The sequence below is a fragment of the Streptococcus infantis genome (assembly GCF_047463175.1).
GTDB classification, from domain to species: Bacteria; Bacillota; Bacilli; order Lactobacillales; family Streptococcaceae; genus Streptococcus; species Streptococcus infantis_AC.
The window spans coordinates 134,598-153,169 of sequence record NZ_JASHEJ010000003.1 but is presented as its reverse complement, the minus strand read 5'-3'; the positions used below and the strand labels follow the sequence as shown (position 1 = coordinate 153,169).

Annotated in this window: 18 protein-coding genes; 13 read left to right on the top strand and 5 right to left on the bottom strand. The window is 41.6% G+C overall.

All coding sequences use genetic code 11. The annotated features are described in order from the left end of the window. The first annotated feature begins 11 nt into the window (after positions 1 to 11). The gene (gene pepC / locus QM859_RS06985; RefSeq protein ID WP_414262560.1) at positions 12 to 1,346 is read left to right on the top strand and encodes an aminopeptidase C; all 1,335 of its coding nucleotides are present in this window, start codon (positions 12 to 14) and stop codon (positions 1,344 to 1,346) included. 65 nt (positions 1,347 to 1,411) lie between these two features. Here pepC and QM859_RS06980 read toward each other — a convergent pair whose 3' ends face one another. Genes QM859_RS06980 through QM859_RS06970 form a run of 3 tightly spaced genes read right to left on the bottom strand, consistent with a single transcriptional unit; the run spans position 1,412 to position 4,169 of the window. After that, positions 1,412 to 2,323 (bottom strand): PTS system mannose/fructose/sorbose family transporter subunit IID, encoded by a 912-nt coding sequence (locus tag QM859_RS06980; protein WP_414262559.1) that lies wholly within the window; start codon positions 2,321 to 2,323, stop codon positions 1,412 to 1,414. A gap of 14 nt (positions 2,324 to 2,337) precedes the next feature. Continuing rightward, on the bottom strand, positions 2,338 to 3,150 hold the full coding sequence (locus tag QM859_RS06975; RefSeq protein WP_414262557.1) for a PTS mannose/fructose/sorbose transporter subunit IIC: 813 nt from the start codon (positions 3,148 to 3,150) through the stop codon (positions 2,338 to 2,340). A gap of 29 nt (positions 3,151 to 3,179) precedes the next feature. Then, positions 3,180 to 4,169, bottom strand: a complete 990-nt coding sequence (locus QM859_RS06970; protein ID WP_036756858.1) for a PTS sugar transporter subunit IIB — start codon at positions 4,167 to 4,169, stop codon at positions 3,180 to 3,182. A 319-nt stretch (positions 4,170 to 4,488) separates the two neighbouring features. Between QM859_RS06970 and QM859_RS06965 the strand changes: the two genes are divergently transcribed. The 7 genes from QM859_RS06965 (at position 4,489) to QM859_RS06935 (ending at position 11,580) form a co-directional block, all read left to right on the top strand. Beyond that, positions 4,489 to 5,766 (top strand): gamma-glutamylcysteine synthetase, encoded by a 1,278-nt coding sequence (locus QM859_RS06965; RefSeq protein ID WP_414262555.1) that lies wholly within the window; start codon positions 4,489 to 4,491, stop codon positions 5,764 to 5,766. A gap of 74 nt (positions 5,767 to 5,840) precedes the next feature. Next, positions 5,841 to 7,325 carry a threonine synthase gene (gene thrC / locus QM859_RS06960; RefSeq protein WP_414262554.1) on the top strand — a complete coding sequence of 495 codons (1,485 nt, stop codon included), beginning with the start codon at positions 5,841 to 5,843 and terminating at the stop codon, positions 7,323 to 7,325. 60 nt (positions 7,326 to 7,385) lie between these two features. Then, a complete protein-coding gene (locus QM859_RS06955) occupies positions 7,386 to 8,666 on the top strand; it encodes an MATE family efflux transporter (RefSeq protein WP_074324500.1) in 1,281 nt (426 codons plus the stop codon). A gap of 3 nt (positions 8,667 to 8,669) precedes the next feature. Next, positions 8,670 to 9,284, top strand: coding sequence for an HAD family hydrolase (locus QM859_RS06950; protein ID WP_414262553.1), 615 nt, complete (start codon positions 8,670 to 8,672; stop codon positions 9,282 to 9,284). A gap of 177 nt (positions 9,285 to 9,461) precedes the next feature. After that, complete coding sequence (locus QM859_RS06945) at positions 9,462 to 10,553, top strand: LysM peptidoglycan-binding domain-containing protein (RefSeq protein ID WP_414262552.1); 1,092 nt, start codon at positions 9,462 to 9,464, stop codon at positions 10,551 to 10,553. Positions 10,554 to 10,781: 228 nt separating this feature from the next. Then, a complete protein-coding gene (locus QM859_RS06940; RefSeq protein ID WP_074324503.1) occupies positions 10,782 to 11,207 on the top strand; it encodes a MarR family winged helix-turn-helix transcriptional regulator in 426 nt (141 codons plus the stop codon). 10 nt (positions 11,208 to 11,217) lie between these two features. Continuing rightward, positions 11,218 to 11,580 carry a DUF1304 domain-containing protein gene (locus tag QM859_RS06935; RefSeq protein WP_074324504.1) on the top strand — a complete coding sequence of 121 codons (363 nt, stop codon included), beginning with the start codon at positions 11,218 to 11,220 and terminating at the stop codon, positions 11,578 to 11,580. A 46-nt stretch (positions 11,581 to 11,626) separates the two neighbouring features. Here QM859_RS06935 and QM859_RS06930 read toward each other — a convergent pair whose 3' ends face one another. After that, positions 11,627 to 12,484 (bottom strand): DUF975 family protein, encoded by an 858-nt coding sequence (locus QM859_RS06930; protein WP_414262551.1) that lies wholly within the window; start codon positions 12,482 to 12,484, stop codon positions 11,627 to 11,629. A 116-nt stretch (positions 12,485 to 12,600) separates the two neighbouring features. On the opposite strand from QM859_RS06930, the gene tgt reads away from it, so the two are divergent. The 3 genes from tgt to QM859_RS06915 all read left to right on the top strand — a co-directional run bounded on the left by tgt (position 12,601) and on the right by QM859_RS06915 (position 16,153). Then, entirely contained in the window at positions 12,601 to 13,743 is a 1,143-nt protein-coding gene (gene tgt, locus QM859_RS06925) for a tRNA guanosine(34) transglycosylase Tgt (protein ID WP_414262549.1), read from the top strand. A 133-nt stretch (positions 13,744 to 13,876) separates the two neighbouring features. After that, entirely contained in the window at positions 13,877 to 15,694 is a 1,818-nt protein-coding gene (locus QM859_RS06920; protein WP_414262548.1) for an acyltransferase family protein, read from the top strand. A 117-nt stretch (positions 15,695 to 15,811) separates the two neighbouring features. Further along, positions 15,812 to 16,153: a metal-sulfur cluster assembly factor gene (locus QM859_RS06915; protein ID WP_004250665.1), complete on the top strand. Its 342-nt coding sequence runs from the start codon at positions 15,812 to 15,814 to the stop codon at positions 16,151 to 16,153. Between the two features lie 56 nt (positions 16,154 to 16,209). On the opposite strand, the gene ilvD is transcribed toward QM859_RS06915, so the two are convergent. Beyond that, on the bottom strand, positions 16,210 to 17,913 hold the full coding sequence (gene ilvD, locus QM859_RS06910; RefSeq protein WP_414262547.1) for a dihydroxy-acid dehydratase: 1,704 nt from the start codon (positions 17,911 to 17,913) through the stop codon (positions 16,210 to 16,212). Between the two features lie 214 nt (positions 17,914 to 18,127). Between ilvD and rpmF the strand changes: the two genes are divergently transcribed. Both rpmF and rpmG read left to right on the top strand, forming a co-directional pair. Continuing rightward, the gene (rpmF, locus tag QM859_RS06905; protein ID WP_000290417.1) at positions 18,128 to 18,310 is read left to right on the top strand and encodes a 50S ribosomal protein L32; all 183 of its coding nucleotides are present in this window, start codon (positions 18,128 to 18,130) and stop codon (positions 18,308 to 18,310) included. Between the two features lie 15 nt (positions 18,311 to 18,325). Beyond that, positions 18,326 to 18,475 carry a 50S ribosomal protein L33 gene (gene rpmG, locus QM859_RS06900; protein WP_001265622.1) on the top strand — a complete coding sequence of 50 codons (150 nt, stop codon included), beginning with the start codon at positions 18,326 to 18,328 and terminating at the stop codon, positions 18,473 to 18,475. The last annotated feature ends 97 nt before the right edge of the window (positions 18,476 to 18,572 follow it).

The window sequence follows — 18,572 nt, the reverse complement described above, 5'->3', positions numbered from 1 at the left end:
AGGAGGATTTTATGAACGCGATTCAAGAATCATTTACAGATAAATTATTTGCCAACTATGAAGCAAATGTAAAATACCAAGCTATCGAAAATGCAGCTAGCCACAATGGAATTTTTGCAGCCCTTGAGCGTCGTCAAAGCCATGTAGACAACACACCTGTTTTCTCGCTTGATTTGACAAAGGACAAGGTCACTAACCAGAAGGCTTCTGGTCGTTGCTGGATGTTTGCGGCACTTAATACTTTCCGCCACAAACTCATCTCTCAATACAAACTTGAAAACTTTGAATTGTCACAAGCCCACACCTTCTTCTGGGACAAGTATGAAAAATCTAACTGGTTCTTGGAGCAAGTGATTGCGACTGCTGACCAAGAATTGACAAGCCGCAAGGTTAGCTTCCTACTCCAAACTCCACAACAAGATGGTGGTCAGTGGGATATGGTCGTTTCTCTCTTTGAGAAATACGGTGTCGTTCCTAAGTCTGTTTATCCAGAGTCTGTTTCATCTAGCAGTAGCCGTGAGCTCAATGCAATCCTTAACAAATTGCTTCGTCAAGATGCTCAAATCTTGCGTGACCTCTTGGCTTCTGGTGCAGACCAAGCGACTGTTCAAGCTAAGAAAGAAGACCTCTTGCAAGAAATCTTTAATTTCCTTGCCATGTCACTAGGACTTCCACCACGTCAGTTTGACTTTGCTTATCGCGATAAGGATAACAACTACCAAAGCGAAAAGGGCATCACCCCACAAGAATTTTACAAGAAATACGTTGACCTTCCACTAGAAGACTACGTTTCTGTGATCAATGCTCCAACTGCTGATAAACCATACGGTAAATCATATACAGTTGAGATGTTGGGAAATGTCGTTGGAAGCCGTGCAGTTCGCTACATCAACGTACCGATGGAACGCTTGAAAGAATTGGCCATTGCCCAAATGAAGACAGGAGAAACTGTCTGGTTTGGTTCAGATGTCGGCCAGCTCAGCAACCGTAAAGCAGGGATTCTTGCGACAGATGTTTATGACTTTGAATCAAGTATGGATATTCAACTCACTCAAGACAAGGCGGGACGTTTGGACTACAGCGAAAGCTTGATGACCCACGCTATGGTCTTGACAGGTGTTGATTTGGATGAAAATGGTAAGTCAACTAAGTGGAAAGTTGAAAACTCATGGGGAGACAAGGTCGGTACAGATGGTTACTTTGTTGCCTCAGATGCTTGGATGGACGAATACACTTACCAAATCGTTGTTCGTAAAGAATTGCTGACAGCAGAAGAACAAGCTGCTTATGAAGCAGAACCAATCGTGCTTGCACCATGGGATCCAATGGGTGCCTTGGCAGAATAATTGAAAATAAAAAAGAATCAGGTGATAAACCTGATTCTTTTTTTGTTTGTACATTCTCGCCGAGATTACATGATACCGAAGAAACGAGCTGCGATACCAACTGCAAAGAGGGCAAGGATGATTGTGATTGGAGATACTTTTTTCTTAAGCAACCACATGCAAAGGAAAGTAAGGAGAAGTCCCATCAATCCTGGAATCAATAAGTCCAACTGACCTTGAAGCGTTTGTGGTTGAACGCTATCTAGGCTCATACCACTAAGCGCTTGACCAAGAATGCCCTTCAATTCTCCACCAGTAACAGCACCTTCTGGGAAGTTGATGTAGGCACCTTCTGACAATTGTTTGCCTGGAAGGTTGATAGTGAAGTTGATGGATACCCAACGTTGTACAAGAACGGCAAGGATGAACATACCAAGGATAGATGCACCCTTAGTGATGTCTTTCAAGATACCACCTGACATGTCTTTAGTGATTTCAGATCCAGCTTTGTAACCAAACTCTTGTGTATACCAAAGGAATGACATACGGATTGCATTCCATCCAAAGAAGAAGAGAAGTGGTCCAACGATGTTACCAGTTGCAGCAAGTGATGCACCAAGGGCACCAAGGATCGGACGAACTGTAAACCAGAAGACTGGGTCACCGATACCAGCAAGAGGTCCCATCATACCGATCTTAACACCTTGGATAGCAGCGTCATCGATTTCTGTACCGTTTGCGCGTTCTTCTTCAAGTGCAAGAGTAACCCCCATGATTGGAGCAGCCACGTATGGGTGAGTGTTGAAGAATTCAAGGTGGCGCTCAAGAGCAGCAGCTTGGTCTTCTTTTTTAGTGTAAAGTTTCTTGATAGCTGGGATCAAAGAGTATGCCCAACCCAAGTTTTGCATACGTTCGTAGTTCCAAGAACCTTGAAGGAATTGTGAACGCCACCAAACTTTTTGGCGATCTGATTTTGATAATTGAATTTTTTCAGCCATGATTGTTCCCCTTTCTAGTAGTCTTCTAAGATATCACCAATTGGGTCGTTAGAAGTTGCAGCTCCTCCGCCACCGTTTCCACCTTGTTTAGAAAGGTTGAGGTAGATGAAGGCAAGGGCAACACCGATTACACCAAGGGCAATCAAAGTCAATTGAGAAATGGCAGCAAAGGCAAAACCGAGTGCGAAGAATGGCCATACTTCACGAGTAGCCATCATGTTGATAACCAAAGCGTAACCAACGGCAACGACCATGGCACCACCGACAGCCATACCACCTTTAAGCCATTCTGGCATAAGTTCCAATACTCCTTGAACGGCTTCAGTTGGCATTGCAAGCAAGAGTGCAGCTGGGATAGCAATACGTAGACCTTGAAGAGCAAGGGCAAAGTAGTGAGCGCGTTCAACAGCTGCAATGTTTCCTTCTTTAGCAGCAGCATCTGCAGTGTGAACCAAACCAACTGAGATTGTACGAACGATCATAGTCAAGAAAAGTCCAGCTACGGCAAGAGGGATTGCAGTTGCAGTTGCGACTGCGATACCTTCAGTAGTAAAGTTACCACCCTTAATCATGATGATTGCTGCTGCAACAGAGGCAAGAGCAGCGTCAGGAGCTACGGCAGCTCCGATGTTAGCCCAACCAAGGGCAATCATTTGAAGTGATCCACCAAGCATAACCCCTGCTTCGAGGTTACCAGTTACAAGACCGATGAGGGTACAAGCAACGATTGGTTGATGGAATTGGAATTGGTCGAGGATACCTTCAAGACCTGCGAAGAAGGCAACAACTACAACCAAGATAGCAGAAATGATTGAAATATCTGACATGGTTTTATTCCTTTTCTATTTAATGTAAATTATTGAACGTTAGCTTTGCTAATCAAGTCAAACAAATCTTTTTTCGTGTCGTTTGGTACTTTACGTACGTCAAATTCAACACCAAGGTCACGCATTTTTTCAAATGTAGCAACGTCGTCTTTGTCCATTGACAATACGTTGTTGATCATTGTTTTACCAGTTGAGTGAGCCATTGATCCAACGTTAAGAGTCTTAATTGGTACACCGCCTTCGATAGCACGAAGGGCATCTTGAGGTGTTTCAAACAAGATAAGGGCGTGTGTGTTACCAAAACGAGGGTCTTTTGCAACCTCAATCAATTTTTTGATTGGCACAACGTTAGCTTTTACTCCGTTAGGAGCTGCTTGTTTGATCAACTCTTTACGCAATTCGTCGTTTGCAACGTTATCTGAAGCAACGATAATACGGTCTGCTTTTGAATCTGGTGTCCAAGCAGTTGCGACTTGCCCGTGAAGGAGACGTGTGTCAAGACGTGCAAGGTTGATTTTCAATTTTCCGTCTCCGATAACAGTTCCTTCTGGAATAGCAGCTTGGGCTACTGGAGCAGCTGCAGCAGTTGCAATTTCCTCAGCTGGGTTTAGCTCTTCTGGAAGAGCCTTGATGCCATCCTTAGCTTCTTTAATGATGTTCGCAGCAACTTTAGCCACTCCGGCATTAGCGTCCATCAGGCGTTCGGTGTAGGCTTGGATTAACATCGGCAAGTTAAGTCCTGTGATGATGGCAAATTTACGCTCAGGATTTTCTCCCATTACGCGGCTAGCTTGGTTAAATGGAGAACCACTCCAAAGGTCAGCCAAGACTAGAACCTCATCTTCTGCGTCAAATGCAGCCACAGCATTGTTGAATTTTGCGTATAAATCATCTGGACCTTCGTTTGGCATAAAGGTTACAACTTGAACCTTTTCTTGTTCACCAAAGATCATAGATCCTGACTGATGAATACCCGCGGCAAATTCACCGTGACTCGCAATAATGATTCCGATACTCATTATTGTCATTCCTCCTTATAAAATGTTTGACTTGTAGTTTAAGAAAACTTTAAGACTAACTAAGTATAAACCGTTTTCATAAAAAAATCAACAAATTAAATTAAATTATACAAAAATTATAGGAGTAATGATTTTTAAAGATATTAATATATCAACATTTTTAGAATAGGTTTTAAAAGCAAACATGTAAAATTTAATATAAATTCCAAATCTGTCCTTATTTTGTAAAAAGTTTGTTTTCGACAAGATTATCTCTGATTTTTGGTATAATAGAGAGTAATTTATTTTCTAGTATGAGAAGTTAGAGTGAGAGGTATGTATGTCCCCTTCAATTCAGTTATTAAAAGACCGCTATTTAAAAAATATCAAAGAAAATCCAGATCTCTACATCGGTATTGAGTTGGAGTTTCCTATCGTTCATACGAAAGGCCAACCTACAGATATTGAAGTCAGCAAGGATTTGTTGCGCTTTTTGGTGAATGCTCTCAGTCTGAAAGTTGAAAAAGAGGACCAGGATGGCAATCCAATTCAGCTTGTAGAACCAAAGAGTCAGGACCGGATTCTGTTTGAGGTTTCCTACACGACCTTGGAGTTTGCCTTTGGTAGGGCTCAGGATATCCAAGAGGTTCAAGGACGCTTTGATGCCTATATGAAGGTCATTCAGGAAAAGCTAGGAGAAAAGGATCATGCTATCCAGGGTTGGGGGATTCACCCAAACTGGAATCAAAATGACAATCGACCTGTGGCTTATCCACGCTATCAGATGCTGATGGATTATCTGAGTATGGGGACTCACCAAGAAAGTGCGCATTTACATGACTTTCCGCAATACGGAGCCTTCATCTGCGGGAGCCAAGTCCAGTTGGATGTTTCGACCGATAACTACCTACGTGTTATCAATGCTTTCACACAGATAGAGGCAGCCAAAGCTTTCTTGTTTGCCAATTCTGAGTTCTCTGGAGCAGACTGGGACACCCAGATTTCACGAGATATCTTTTGGGAAGACTCCATGCATGGGATTTATCCAGAGAATGTTGGTGTCAATTCAAAACTCTTCAAAGATGAGGATGATTTCTTTGATTATCTCGACCATTCTGCGATTTTTACGGCAGAAAGAGATGGAGAAACCTACTATTTTTCTCCGATTCAAGCTAGAGATTACCTAGCTACTGACGAAATTCCTGCTTATACTCTAAATGGGAAAGAAACTCTTCTTGTTCCTCTAGAAAAGGATTTCCAAACGCACCGTAGCTATCAATTCCAAGATTTAACAACTCGAGGAACGGTCGAATTTCGGAGTGTTTGTACCCAGCCACTAGACCGCACTTTTGCTTCAGCAGCCTTTCATCTAGGTTTGTTGGTGAATCTTGACAAGCTTGAAGCTTACCTAGAAACAGCTCCTTTCTTTGAAAGTTTTGGTCGTGACTACAAGTCTTTGAGAAGACAATTTTCTAAGAAACACCTCACAGATGAAGAAACAGCTGGGATTGTTCAGTTCTCCAAAGACTTGCTAGCGATAGCAGAGCAAGGACTTAAGATGAGAGGTCAGAGTGAAACGACTTATTTAGAACCTTTGAAAGAAGAATTGGACGTATAATTTTCTTATAACGGAAGAATTTTCTGAAAAATCATGTTATAATGAATGAGACTATAGATAAAGGATAGAGATTTATGACATTAGTTTATCAATCAACGCGTGATGCGAACAATACAGTAACAGCCAGCCAAGCGATTTTGCAAGGCTTGGCAACAGATGGAGGCTTATTTACTCCAGTTAGCTATCCAAAGGTTGATTTGGATTTTGAAACATTGAAAGACGCTTCTTATCAAGAAGTGGCCAAGCTTGTCTTGTCAGCTTTCTTGGATGACTTTACAGCAGAAGAGTTGGACTACTGTATCACCAACGCCTATGACAGCAAGTTTGATACACCAGCCATTGCCCCTTTGGTGAAACTAGATGGCCAATACAACTTGGAACTTTTCCATGGTTCAACCATTGCCTTCAAGGATATGGCATTGTCTATCTTGCCATACTTTATGACAACGGCAGCTAAGAAACACGGTTTGGAAAACAAGATTGTCATCTTGACAGCAACATCTGGAGATACTGGGAAAGCTGCTATGGCAGGCTTCGCGGATGTCCCAGGTACTGAAATTATCGTTTTTTATCCAAAAGACGGTGTCAGCAAGGTACAAGAGTTGCAAATGACCACTCAAACGGGCGAAAATACCCATGTTATCGCTATTGATGGAAACTTTGACGATGCTCAAACAAACGTGAAACATATGTTCAATGATGTGGCTCTTCGTGAGAAATTGGCAGTCAACAAGCTCCAGTTCTCATCAGCTAACTCTATGAATATTGGTCGTTTGGTCCCACAGATTGTCTATTATGTTTATGCCTACGCTCAGCTTGTTAAAACTGGCGAAATTAATGCAGGTGATAAGGTTAACTTCACCGTACCGACAGGAAACTTTGGAAATATCTTGGCTGCCTTTTATGCCAAACAAATCGGTCTACCAGTCGGCAAGTTAATCTGTGCTTCAAATGACAACAATGTCTTGACAGACTTCTTCAAAACTCGTGTTTATGACAAGAAGCGCGAGTTTAAAGTAACCACTAGCCCATCTATGGATATCTTGGTCTCTTCAAACTTGGAGCGCTTGATTTTCCATCTTTTGGGTAATGATGCGGTTAAGACAGCTGAACTCATGAATGCTTTGAATAACCAAGGTCAGTATGAATTGACAGATTTTGATGAAGAGATTCTTGACCTTTTTGCAGCAGAGTATGCGACTGAAGCGGAAACAGCAGCAGAAATCAAGCGTGTTTATGAGGCAGATGCTTATATTGAGGACCCTCATACAGCAGTTGCCTCAGCCGTATATAAAAAATACCAAGCGGGGACAGGTGATGTGACTAAGACCGTGATTGCTTCAACAGCTAGTCCTTATAAATTCCCAGTAGTTGCAGTAGAAGCTGTAACAGGGAAATCAGGTTTGAGCGACTTTGAGGCCTTGGCTCAATTACATGAAATCTCAGGAGTAGCAGTGCCACCAGCAGTGGATGGCCTCGAAACAGCTCCAGTTCGTCACAAGACAACTGTTGCAGCGGCAGAGATGCAGGCTGCAGTAGAATCTTATCTAGGACTTTAAAAGAGAGGAAGTAAACTCGGTTGGGAAACTAACTGAGTTTCTTTTCATCAGGAGGAAGGATTGTTTAAGAAAAATAAGGATATTCTCAACATAGCTTTACCTGCCATGGGTGAAAATTTCTTACAGATGCTCATGGGGATGGTAGATAGCTACTTGGTAGCTAATCTTGGGTTAATCGCCATTTCGGGTGTTTCTGTAGCTGGAAATATTATCACCATTTATCAGGCTATTTTTATTGCCTTGGGAGCAGCAATTTCTAGTGTTATATCAAAAAGTTTGGGACAGAAAGATCAGTCTAGACTAGCCTACCATGTGACAGAAGCTCTCAAGATAACCTTGCTATTGAGTTTAATTTTAGGTGGCTTGTCCATCTTTGCAGGTCAAGAGATGATTGGTCTTTTGGGTACTGAAGCGCCTGTGGCTAAGAGCGGTGGACTTTACCTGTCATTGGTGGGTGGTTCAATTGTTCTCCTGGGCTTAATGACTAGTTTAGGGGCCTTGATTCGCGCTACCCACAATCCTCGACTGCCGCTTTATGTTAGTTTTTTATCCAATGCTTTAAATATTGTTTTTTCAAGTGTCGCCATTTTTATCCTTGATATGGGGATAGCTGGTGTAGCTTGGGGGACTATTTTGTCTCGTTTGATCGGGGTTGTGATTTTGTGGTCACAATTAAAACTTCCATATATGAGACCGACGTTTGGACTGGATAAAGACCTGCTGACCTTGGCGTTACCTGCAGCAGGAGAGCGTCTCATGATGAGGGCTGGTGATGTAGTCATTATTGCCTTGGTTGTTTCCTTTGGGACGGAGGCAGTCGCGGGAAATGCTATCGGTGAAGTTTTGACTCAGTTCAACTATATGCCTGCTTTTGGTGTTGCGACAGCAACAGTCATGCAGGTAGCTCGAGCAGTTGGGGAGGATGATTGGGCAAGGGTGGACAGACTAAGTAAGCAAACTTTTTGGTTGTCTTTCTTTCTCATGTTGCCCTTAACGCTTAGTATCTATGCTCTCGGGACACCACTAAGCTATCTCTACACCAGCGATCCTGTGGCTATCAAAGCCAGTGTTTTAGTGATTCTTTTTTCACTTTTAGGGACTCCTATGACAACGGGAACGGTCATTTATACAGCTGTCTGGCAAGGTTTGGGAAATGCCCGACTTCCCTTTTATGCGACAAGTATTGGAATGTGGTGCATCCGTATTGGGACTGGTTACCTGATGGGAATTGTTCTTGGATGGGGTTTGCCTGGTATCTGGGCAGGAACGCTTTTGGATAATGGTTTCCGTTGGATTTTCCTACGCTATCGTTACAAATCTTATATGACATTGAAAGGATAAAAAATGCAAGAAACGGCTTTTATTTGGGATTTAGACGGGACCTTATTGGACTCCTATGAAGCTATTTTGTCAGGGATCGAGGAAACCTATGCACAATTTTCCATTCCTTTTGACAAGGAGAAAGTTCGAGCTTTTATCTTGAAATACTCTGTCCAGGATTTACTAATGCAAGTGGCAGAAGAAAGAGGCTTGGATGTTGATAGGCTCAATCAAGTTCGGGCTCAGAGCTTGGCTGAAAAGAATGCCCAGGTCATCTTGATGCCGGGGGCGCACGAGGTTTTAGCCTGGGCAAATCAGCAAGGAATTCAGCAATATGTCTACACCCACAAAGGCGATAATGCCTTGACTTTTTTACGAGATTTGGGCTTGGATGTTTATTTTACAGAAATTTTGACAAGCCAGAGCGGTTTTGCTCGTAAACCAAGTCCAGAAGCAGCGACCTACCTTATCAGCAAATACCATTTAAAACCAGACCGCACCTTTTATATAGGGGACCGCACCTTAGATATCTATTTTGCACAAAACAGTGGCATCCAGAGTATCAATTTCCTTGGAGCTCTGGTGGATTGCAATCATCAGATTTCTTGTTTAGCGGATATTCCTTCTCTCTCTTTATGAAAGTTTTATGAAAGAGAATATGTCAGCTTTGTGACAAAATTCATACATACTATTTCAATTAATGTGGTTTGTTACAGAGCTTAGACAGTTTTATTAAATAGCCCCCCAAGGGCTTTTTTTCTTTTTTCTTTATGTTATGATAGAAAGGTACTACATTTGAAAAGGAGTTTGAATAGTATGAAGAAACGAATTATTTTAGCATCAACAGTAGCTCTATCACTTGCCCCTACCTTGGCGACTCAAGCAGAAGAAATTGTATGGTCACCACGTTCAGTTGAGCAAATTCAAAACGATGTTGCTAAAAGCGAAAATAAAACAAGTTACACAATTAAGTACGGAGATACCCTAAGCACGATTGCAGAGGCTTTGGGAGTAGACTTAAATGTCCTTGCAAACTTGAACAAAATCACAAATATTGACTTGATTTTCCCAGAAACTGTACTGACTACAACTGTTAACGAAAATGAAGAAGTAACAGAGGTTGAGGTTTATACACCTCAAGAAGTTGGTTCTGATGTAGCAAGTGCAACAGCAGATTTAACAACGAATCAAGTAACAGTAGATGAACAAACTGTTCAAGTCGAAGATTTGACACAACCAGTTGAAGAAACTGAAGCTGTAGCAGAAACTACAGTATCGTCAGAAGCAACAACAGCAGAAGCAACTACTGAAGCTGCGGCACCTGTCGTTGAAGAAACAACTACGGTCGCTGAACCAACAACTACGGTCGCTGAACCAACTACAACAGTTGAAGAAACAACGACTACTGTTGAGGAGACAACTACAACAGAAGCAACAACTGAGGCTGTAACAAAAGCTCAATCAGCTCCAGCAACTTACCAAGCTGAACCAAGTCAAGGTGCATCAGCAACTTATACAGCGCCAGCTGCTCCTGATTATGCAAATATTGCAGCTACAAAATCAGAAAATGCAGGTCTCCAACCACAAACTGCTGCCTTTAAAGAAGAAGTAGCTAACTTGTTTGGTATCACATCATTTAGTGGTTACCGTCCAGGAGATCCAGGTGACCACGGAAAAGGTCTAGCGATTGATTTCATGGTCCCAGTAAGTTCAGCTCTCGGTGATCAAATTGCAGATTATGCTATCCAAAATATGGCTAGCCGTGGAATCAACTACATCATCTGGAAACAACGTTTCTACGCACCATACGATAGCAAATATGGACCAGCCTACACTTGGAATCCAATGCCAGATCGTGGTAGCGTAACAGAAAACCACTATGACCACGTTCACGTATCTATGAACTAATAATGAATGAGAAGTTGGGAACTGATTCAGTTTCCACTTCTTTTTTATTTTCAAATTCTTAGGTAGCAAAGATAAACTCCAGACATAAAATTTGGAAACCTAGTTTTCTGGGATTGTGGCTAGCAGGCAAATTTAACGGATTGAGCAAATGGCTTGCAAAGTCAATTCATTTGTATTATACTTGATGAGTCAATTATTGATAAATCAAATATCAACGAGGAAAGAACAATGTCAGAAATACATGAATTGCTGTACCAGCTCCATTTAACGGATCAAACGATTACTCAACTTTTTGAGAAACAATTGGGAATTAGTTTAACCCGCTATCAAATTCTGCAGTTTTTATTGCAAAAGTCACCGTGTAACCAAACTGCCGTTCAAGAGAAGTTACAGATTGACCAGGCAGCTTTGACCCGTCATTTTAAGGTTTTAGAGTCAGAGGGCTATGTCAGTCGTAAGCGTAATCCAATCAATCAGCGGGAAGTCCTAGTTGAATTAACCCAAGAAGCCAAGAATCAACTATTAGTTAATCCGCCTAAATATCACTTGAATGTGAAGGAACAGATGGAGAGCATCTTATCGCCTGGTGAGCAGAAAGAACTGACAACCTTACTGACAAAACTAGTCTCAGGTTTAGAAAAAATAGAATTTTAAGGAGAACACTATGTCAATCATTACTACTGTTTTAGCAACTATTGTTGCCCTCGAACATTTTTATATCTTTTATTTGGAGAGTATGGCAACCCAATCAGACGCAACTAGCCGGGTCTTTAATATGGGAAAGGAAGAGTTGACTCGACCATCTGTTGCCTCACTGTTTAAAAATCAAGGGATTTATAATGCTTTGATTGGGGTGTTTCTTATCTATGGGATTTATTTCTCGCATAGCTTAGAAATCGTAACAATCTTTGTTTTGTTTGTCATAGGAGCAGCGACTTATGGCGCTTTAACAGCAGATAAAAAAATCATTCTAAAGCAAGGTGGCCCAGCAATCTTAACACTTTTGAGTATCCTCTTATTAAAATAAAAAAACCAGCACTTTCTATGAAGGTGCTGGTTTTTAATAACTGCTGTTAAACTTTTCTCCGCTTGATTTCAAGTAGTCTTTGATAGAAGAAGATTTGGCTACTATAGATATAAGGGAAGATAGAGATACTTGCGATTCCAAAGCTAATCCAGATGAGGATATACCAAGGAAGTAGTTGTAAATCAAGGACAAAGCGTTGGAACTTGTAGCCTTTCATAAGGAAGCGGCTGGTTTGAAGTGTACGACTTGGTTTTGCAATCCCTATTGCAAGGGTGTCACATAAAAGTAGTTCAACTTGGGAATAGGCATAATATTGTGGCAGATAGATAATGGTTCCCAAAATCATTACTAGGACGCTACCAAAGAAATAGAGAGCAAAAGTAAGTAGGAAGTGTTCGATATCTGGATTGGTGACGTCGACAGATGGAAATTCGGGATGAAGTTCCACAAATTTACGAGCCATGGCACTGCTATAAAAGAGCAAATAGACTCCAAAAAGATTAGGGATGCTCCATAAAAAGAGGTAGAAACGCTTGAGTAAGAGCGTTAGAAAAGTTTGGGTAAAGAAGCGGTTGTCAAGCAAGGACAGACTATCTTTAAAGGACAGCTCTATCTCAGAAATTCTGTAAAGATTAATCGTGGTAAAGAGAGCACCAGCTAGGATGATGGAACTTGTAAATCCAACGGCTATCGGAAAGAGAGCAGACTGGATTGTGGTCCCTAGAAAACTCAAGAAGGACTGTTCAAGAATGCCTTCATCAAGTAGGGATAAAGGTCTGATAAAGCTCGATAGAATCAAGAGAATACTTGGTAATAAAAAGACAAGCAGCAATCGAGGGTGCTCGGCTTGAAATTGTCTAGTCTGCTCGCGAACTTCTTTTAAATTAATTTTTGGGTACTTCATTCTTTCATTATACCATAGTTCGTGACAGTTCCTGTTTTTTTTGATAGAATCATACAGTATGCCCCTGGGCGCAAAGTAAGAACTGGGACTGTCTTTCCCAGCTTCGGAGGTAAAAAATGTCAGATTCGCCAATCAAATATCGATTGATTAAAAAAGAAAAACACACAGGAGCTCGTTTGGGTGAGATTATCACACCCCATGGTACCTTCCCAACGCCTATGTTTATGCCAGTAGGGACTCAGGCAACGGTCAAGACTCAGTCGCCTGAAGAATTGAAAGAGATGGGTTCAGGGATTATCCTATCCAACACCTATCACTTGTGGCTTCGCCCTGGGGACGAACTCATTGCCCGTGCTGGAGGTCTTCACAAGTTCATGAATTGGGATCAACCAATCTTAACGGATAGCGGTGGATTCCAAGTGTATTCCCTAGCAGACAGCCGTAATATTACAGAAGAAGGGGTAACCTTCAAGAACCACCTCAACGGTTCTAAAATGTTTCTATCGCCTGAAAAAGCTATTTCTATCCAGAACAATCTGGGCTCAGACATCATGATGTCCTTTGACGAATGTCCCCAATTTTATCAACCTTATGATTATGTGAAAAAATCGATTGAACGTACTAGCCGTTGGGCAGAGCGTGGGTTAAAGGCTCACCTTCGTCCGCATGATCAAGGTCTATTTGGGATTGTACAGGGGGCAGGATTTGAAGATCTTCGTCGTCAGTCGGCGCATGATCTTGTTAGCATGGACTTCCCAGGCTACTCTATCGGAGGACTAGCAGTTGGAGAAACCCACGAAGAGATGAATGCAGTTTTGGACTTTACGACCCAACTGCTTCCTGAGAACAAACCTCGTTACTTGATGGGAGTAGGAGCGCCAGATAGCTTGATTGATGGTGTTATCCGTGGTGTCGATATGTTTGACTGTGTCTTGCCAACTCGTATCGCTCGTAACGGGACTTGTATGACCAGTCAAGGTCGCTTGGTAGTCAAGAATGCTCAGTTTGCGGAGGACTTTACACCACTTGATCCAGAGTGTGATTGCTACACATGTAAGAATTATACCCGTGCTTATCTACGCCATTTGCTTAAGGCAGATGAAACCTTTGGTATCCGCTTGACAAGTTACCATAACCTGTATTTCTTGCTCAATCTGATGAAGCAGGTTCGCCAGGCTATCATGGATGATAATCTCCTGGAATTTCGTGAACATTTTGTTGAAAAATATGGTTATAACAAGTCAGGGCGAAATTTTTAAATTTAGCTTGAGATCCACCAAAAATCCTAAGTTTTCTCTTAGGATTTTTCTGTTTTTTTTGATAAAATAAAGGTACTATGAATGAAAGTTAGATGGCTTTTTTGCCAATCTAATGAATGGAGAATAAACTCGTATGCGTATTAAATGGTTTTCCTTGATTAGGATTACAGGTTTGCTTTTGGTACTCTTGTATCATTTCTTTCAGACGGCTTTCCCAGGAGGTTTCTTCGGGGTTGACGTCTTCTTTACCTTCTCAGGTTTTCTGATCACATCACTTTTATTAGAAGAATTTGGACAAAAAGGGAAAATTGATATCTTAGGATTTTTTAGAAGACGTTTCTATCGAATTTTTCCACCGGTCGTTTTAATGATTCTTGTCATCATGCCATTCACCTTCTTGGTTCGCCAAGATTATGTGGCAGGAATTGGTGGGCAGATTGCCGGTGTTCTAGGATTTATGACTAACTTCTATGAAATGCTGACAGGAGGAAGTTATGAATCTCAGTTTATCCCTCACCTCTTTGTTCACAACTGGAGCTTAGCTGTTGAAGTTCATTATTATATCTTGTGGGGCTTGGCAGTCTGGTTCCTATCTAAGCGAGCAAAATCAAGCGGACAACTACGAGGAACAATCTTTCTACTTTCATCAGCTGCCTTTATCGTCAGTTTCCTTTCGATGTTTATCGGTAGTTTTATTGTAAGTTCTTACTCAACAGTATACTTTTCAAGCTTAGCTCATGTGTATCCATTCTTCTTAGGTAGTGTGCTTGCTACCATAATAGGGGTTCGTCATGCAACGCCACTTCTTAAACGTTTGAATAGAAGCTTGGATTTGAAGCAGACTTTGCTAGTCTTTGGAGCTGGGCTCGGAGTCTTGCTATTACTGACCTTCTTTGTGAAATTTACATATCTCTTTGCCTATTTACTTGGATTTTTGTTGGCAAGTTTAGCAGCGCTTCTGATGATTGTTGCGGCACGCCTCTTGCATGAGAAAACACCGACTATCAAAGAGCCAAAGATTATCAGCTTTTTAGCGGATACCAGCTATGCTGTCTATCTTTTCCACTGGCCGTTTTATATTATTTTCTCACAGTTAATGGGAAATATTCCGGCAGTGATTCTAACGACCATCTTCTCTTATATCTTCGCAACCCTTTCTTTCTATATCATCGAACCTTTGGTAGCAGGAAAAACTACGGAACTCTTGCAAAAGGCAAAAGAAATTCCGCACATTAAACCGGTCTTTGCTAGTAGTGCTGGAGTACTCGGTCTGATTACCGTTGTCGTGATATTGATAGCTCCTCAAGTAGGCGCATTTGAAACAGATTTGATGGTTAATGGTCTCAATCAGGCGCAAACCAATATGAACCGAACAAAAACCATGGCAGATCAAGCAGAAGCAAGTCGCTACAATATAGCTGATGGTGTAGCAATCATCGGAGATTCTGTAACTTTGCGTGCAACCCCTGAAATTAAAGAAATTTTAACGAACGCTCAAATTGATGGGCAAGTTAGCCGAAATACCAAACAAGCAAATGCGTTGATGCTAAATTATAGCCAAAATAAAGTCTTGCCCAAAATTGTAGTCATTGCAACTGGAGTAAACAATCCTGAAGATTATAAAGCGGATATCGATTCTTTAGTCACAAATCTACCTAAGGGACATCAGCTTGTGCTTGTAACTCCATACGAGGGTGATACAACGCAGGAAACGCAACCTTATGTTGAGCAGTATGCAAGCTATGCGCGTGAATTGGCACAAAAATATCCTTATATTGCACTTGCTGATTGGAATCAAGCAGCCAAAGATCATCCAGGAATTTGGAAAGGAACAGACCAAGTTCACTTCGGTAGTGATACTACTAAGCAGGAAGAAGGGGCTAAACTTTATGCAGAGATTATTAATGCTGCTATAAAAACTCTTGAAGATAAACCTGTCAAATCAAAATAATCAATAAAAAGTAGAGATAGAATCTCTACTTTTTTGCTTTAAACAGGATTGGGAAAAACTTGCTAAATTGTCAGAATTATGAGAAAATAGGAACAATCAAAAAATGGAGGGAATGCAATGAGAGAAGACATCAAGATTAATGACCGTGCTCTAGCCTTGGAAGATCAAATCATTGAAGTACTCGAAAAAGTTTATGATACAGATGTAGAGTTAGATGTATACAATCTTGGATTGATTTATGAGATTCATTTAGATGAGGCTGGCCTTTGTACAGTTGTTATGACCTTCACTGATACTGCCTGTGACTGTGCAGAAAGTCTGCCAATCGAGATTGTGGCAGGTTTAAAACAAATTGACGGGATTGAGGATGTCAAGGTTGAGGTTACCTGGTCTCCAGCATGGAAGATTACACGCATTAGTCGTTATGGGCGTATAGCTCTAGGGCTACCTCCACGATAATTATTTGTTTTGAAAATACAAAAAATCAAGCCAGTTGAGGCTTGCTTTTGATTTGCTTATTTTTTACCAGATTGTTCCATATTCCAGAAATCTGTAACAGCACCACGTGATGCAGAAGATACAGTATGGGCATATTTACCGAGGACACCACGGCTATAAAGTGGTGGCAAGGTTGTTTCTGCCTTACGTTTTGCAAGTTCTTCATCGGAAACGTCCATGGAAATTTCTTTAGTATCTTGGTCAACCGTAACAATATCGCCTGTACGAAGATAAGCAATTGGTCCACCATCCTGAGCTTCAGGAGCAATATGTCCGACAACGAGACCATAAGTACCACCAGAGAAACGGCCATCTGTCAAGAGGGCAACCTTGTCTCCTTGGCCTTTACCAACGATCATGGATGAAAGTGATAGCATTTCAGGCATACCAGGACCACCCTTAGGACCAACGAAACGAACAACGACAACATCGCCATCAACGATTTCATCTGACAAGACAGCTTGGATAGCATCTTCTTCAGAGTCGAAGACCTTAGCTGGACCAACGTGACGACGAACCTTAACACCTGACACCTTGGCAACTGCACCGTCAGGAGCAAGATTACCGTTCAAGATGATAAGCGGACCGTCCGCACGTTTAGGATTTTCAAGTGGCATGATGACTTTTTGACCTGGAGTAAGATCTGCAAAGTCAGCCAAGTTTTCAGCGACAGTCTTACCAGTACATGTGATACGGTCTCCATGAAGGAATCCATTCGCCAACAAGTACTTCATAACTGCAGGCACACCACCAACTTCGTAAAGATCTTGGAAGACATACTGACCAGAAGGTTTCAAATCGGCCAAGTGAGGTACACGTTCTTGGATGGTATTAAAGTCCTCAAGTGACAAGTCAACATTAGCTGCGTGGGCAATAGCAAGCAAGTGAAGAGTGGCGTTAGTAGAACCACCGAGAGCCATTGTCACTGTAATGGCATCTTCAAAGGCTTCACGAGTCAAGATATCTGAAGGTTTGATACCAAGTTCAAGCATTTTGACAACTGCACGACCGGCTGCTTCGATGTCTTCTTTCTTATCAGCAGATTCGGCTGGGTGCGAAGAAGAACCTGGCAAACTCAACCCCAAAACTTCGATAGCAGTAGCCATAGTATTGGCAGTATACATACCACCACAACCACCAGGGCCAGGGCAGGCATTACATTCCAGACGTTTCACGTCCTCAGCAGTCATATCACCGTGGTTCCATTTACCGATTCCTTCAAATACAGAAACCAAGTCGATGTCTTTGCCATCCAGTTTTCCAGGGGCGATAGTACCACCGTAAGCGAAAATAGCTGGGATATCCATATTGGCAATGGCAATCATAGAACCAGGCATGTTCTTGTCACAACCACCGATAGCTACAAATGCATCGACGTTATGACCACCCATAGCTGCTTCGATGGAGTCCGCAATGATATCACGAGATGTCAAAGAGAAACGCATCCCAGGCGTTCCCATGGCAATACCGTCGGCTACCGTAATGGTTCCAAACTGCACAGGCCAAGCACCAGCAGATTTAACACCTTCTTTAGCCAATTTTCCAAAGTCATGCAAATGAATATTACACGGTGTGTTTTCCGCCCAAGTCGAGATGACCCCAACAATCGGTGTTTCAAAGTCCTTGTCTGTCATACCAGTCGCACGAAGCATGGCACGGTTGGGTGATTTTACCATGCTGTCATAGATGCTGCTGCGGTGACGTTTATCTAATTCTGTCATTTGATCCCTCCCATTTCAGTTTGTTCCATTATAGCACAATTTTCACATGAATAACAGAAGAAAATTTTTAAATTTTCAGACAATTCAGCAGTGTACGAAAAAAAATACATCTTTTTTTGTCAAGTAACTTTACTTTACAAAAAAAATGTGTTATTCTAATATGGTTGATGAAAATCAAACCTAACTGAATTATATCTTAAAAGGAGAAAACAAAATGGCAGTACCTGCACGTCGCACTTCAAAAGCGAAGAAAAACAAACGTCGTACACACTACAAAGTAACAGCTCCATCTGTAAACTTTGACGAAACTACTGGAGATTACTCACGTTCTCACCGTGTATCACTTAAAGGATACTACAAAGGACGTAAGATCGCTAAAGCTGCATCAGCTGAATAATAGAAGGGAGATACCATGCGCGTAAATATTACACTTGAACACAAAGAATCTGGTGAACGCTTGTACCTTACTTCTAAAAACAAACGTAACACTCCAGACCGTCTTCAATTGAAGAAATACTCACCAAAACTTCGCAAACACGTTGTGTTTACAGAAGTGAAGTAAGCATTCAATACGAATCAATACATAAGAAAAACGCTGATTTCAAGCGTTTTTTCTTTTTTCAATTTCAATACATGTCACTATATTTCAGTTCAATCTC

Coding starts and splice junctions, on each gene's coding strand:
- rpmF (WP_000290417.1), top strand. CDS start 18,128: ATGGCAGTACCTGCACGTCGCACTTCAAAAGCGAAGAAAAACAAACGT.
- thrC (WP_414262554.1), top strand. CDS start 5,841: ATGACATTAGTTTATCAATCAACGCGTGATGCGAACAATACAGTAACA.
- QM859_RS06935 (WP_074324504.1), top strand. CDS start 11,218: ATGTCAATCATTACTACTGTTTTAGCAACTATTGTTGCCCTCGAACAT.
- QM859_RS06920 (WP_414262548.1), top strand. CDS start 13,877: ATGCGTATTAAATGGTTTTCCTTGATTAGGATTACAGGTTTGCTTTTG.
- QM859_RS06930 (WP_414262551.1), bottom strand. CDS start 12,484: ATGAAGTACCCAAAAATTAATTTAAAAGAAGTTCGCGAGCAGACTAGA.
- tgt (WP_414262549.1), top strand. CDS start 12,601: ATGTCAGATTCGCCAATCAAATATCGATTGATTAAAAAAGAAAAACAC.
- QM859_RS06945 (WP_414262552.1), top strand. CDS start 9,462: ATGAAGAAACGAATTATTTTAGCATCAACAGTAGCTCTATCACTTGCC.
- ilvD (WP_414262547.1), bottom strand. CDS start 17,913: ATGACAGAATTAGATAAACGTCACCGCAGCAGCATCTATGACAGCATG.
- QM859_RS06980 (WP_414262559.1), bottom strand. CDS start 2,323: ATGGCTGAAAAAATTCAATTATCAAAATCAGATCGCCAAAAAGTTTGG.
- QM859_RS06950 (WP_414262553.1), top strand. CDS start 8,670: ATGCAAGAAACGGCTTTTATTTGGGATTTAGACGGGACCTTATTGGAC.
- rpmG (WP_001265622.1), top strand. CDS start 18,326: ATGCGCGTAAATATTACACTTGAACACAAAGAATCTGGTGAACGCTTG.
- QM859_RS06940 (WP_074324503.1), top strand. CDS start 10,782: ATGTCAGAAATACATGAATTGCTGTACCAGCTCCATTTAACGGATCAA.
- QM859_RS06965 (WP_414262555.1), top strand. CDS start 4,489: ATGTCCCCTTCAATTCAGTTATTAAAAGACCGCTATTTAAAAAATATC.
- QM859_RS06915 (WP_004250665.1), top strand. CDS start 15,812: ATGAGAGAAGACATCAAGATTAATGACCGTGCTCTAGCCTTGGAAGAT.
- QM859_RS06970 (WP_036756858.1), bottom strand. CDS start 4,169: ATGAGTATCGGAATCATTATTGCGAGTCACGGTGAATTTGCCGCGGGT.
- QM859_RS06975 (WP_414262557.1), bottom strand. CDS start 3,150: ATGTCAGATATTTCAATCATTTCTGCTATCTTGGTTGTAGTTGTTGCC.
- pepC (WP_414262560.1), top strand. CDS start 12: ATGAACGCGATTCAAGAATCATTTACAGATAAATTATTTGCCAACTAT.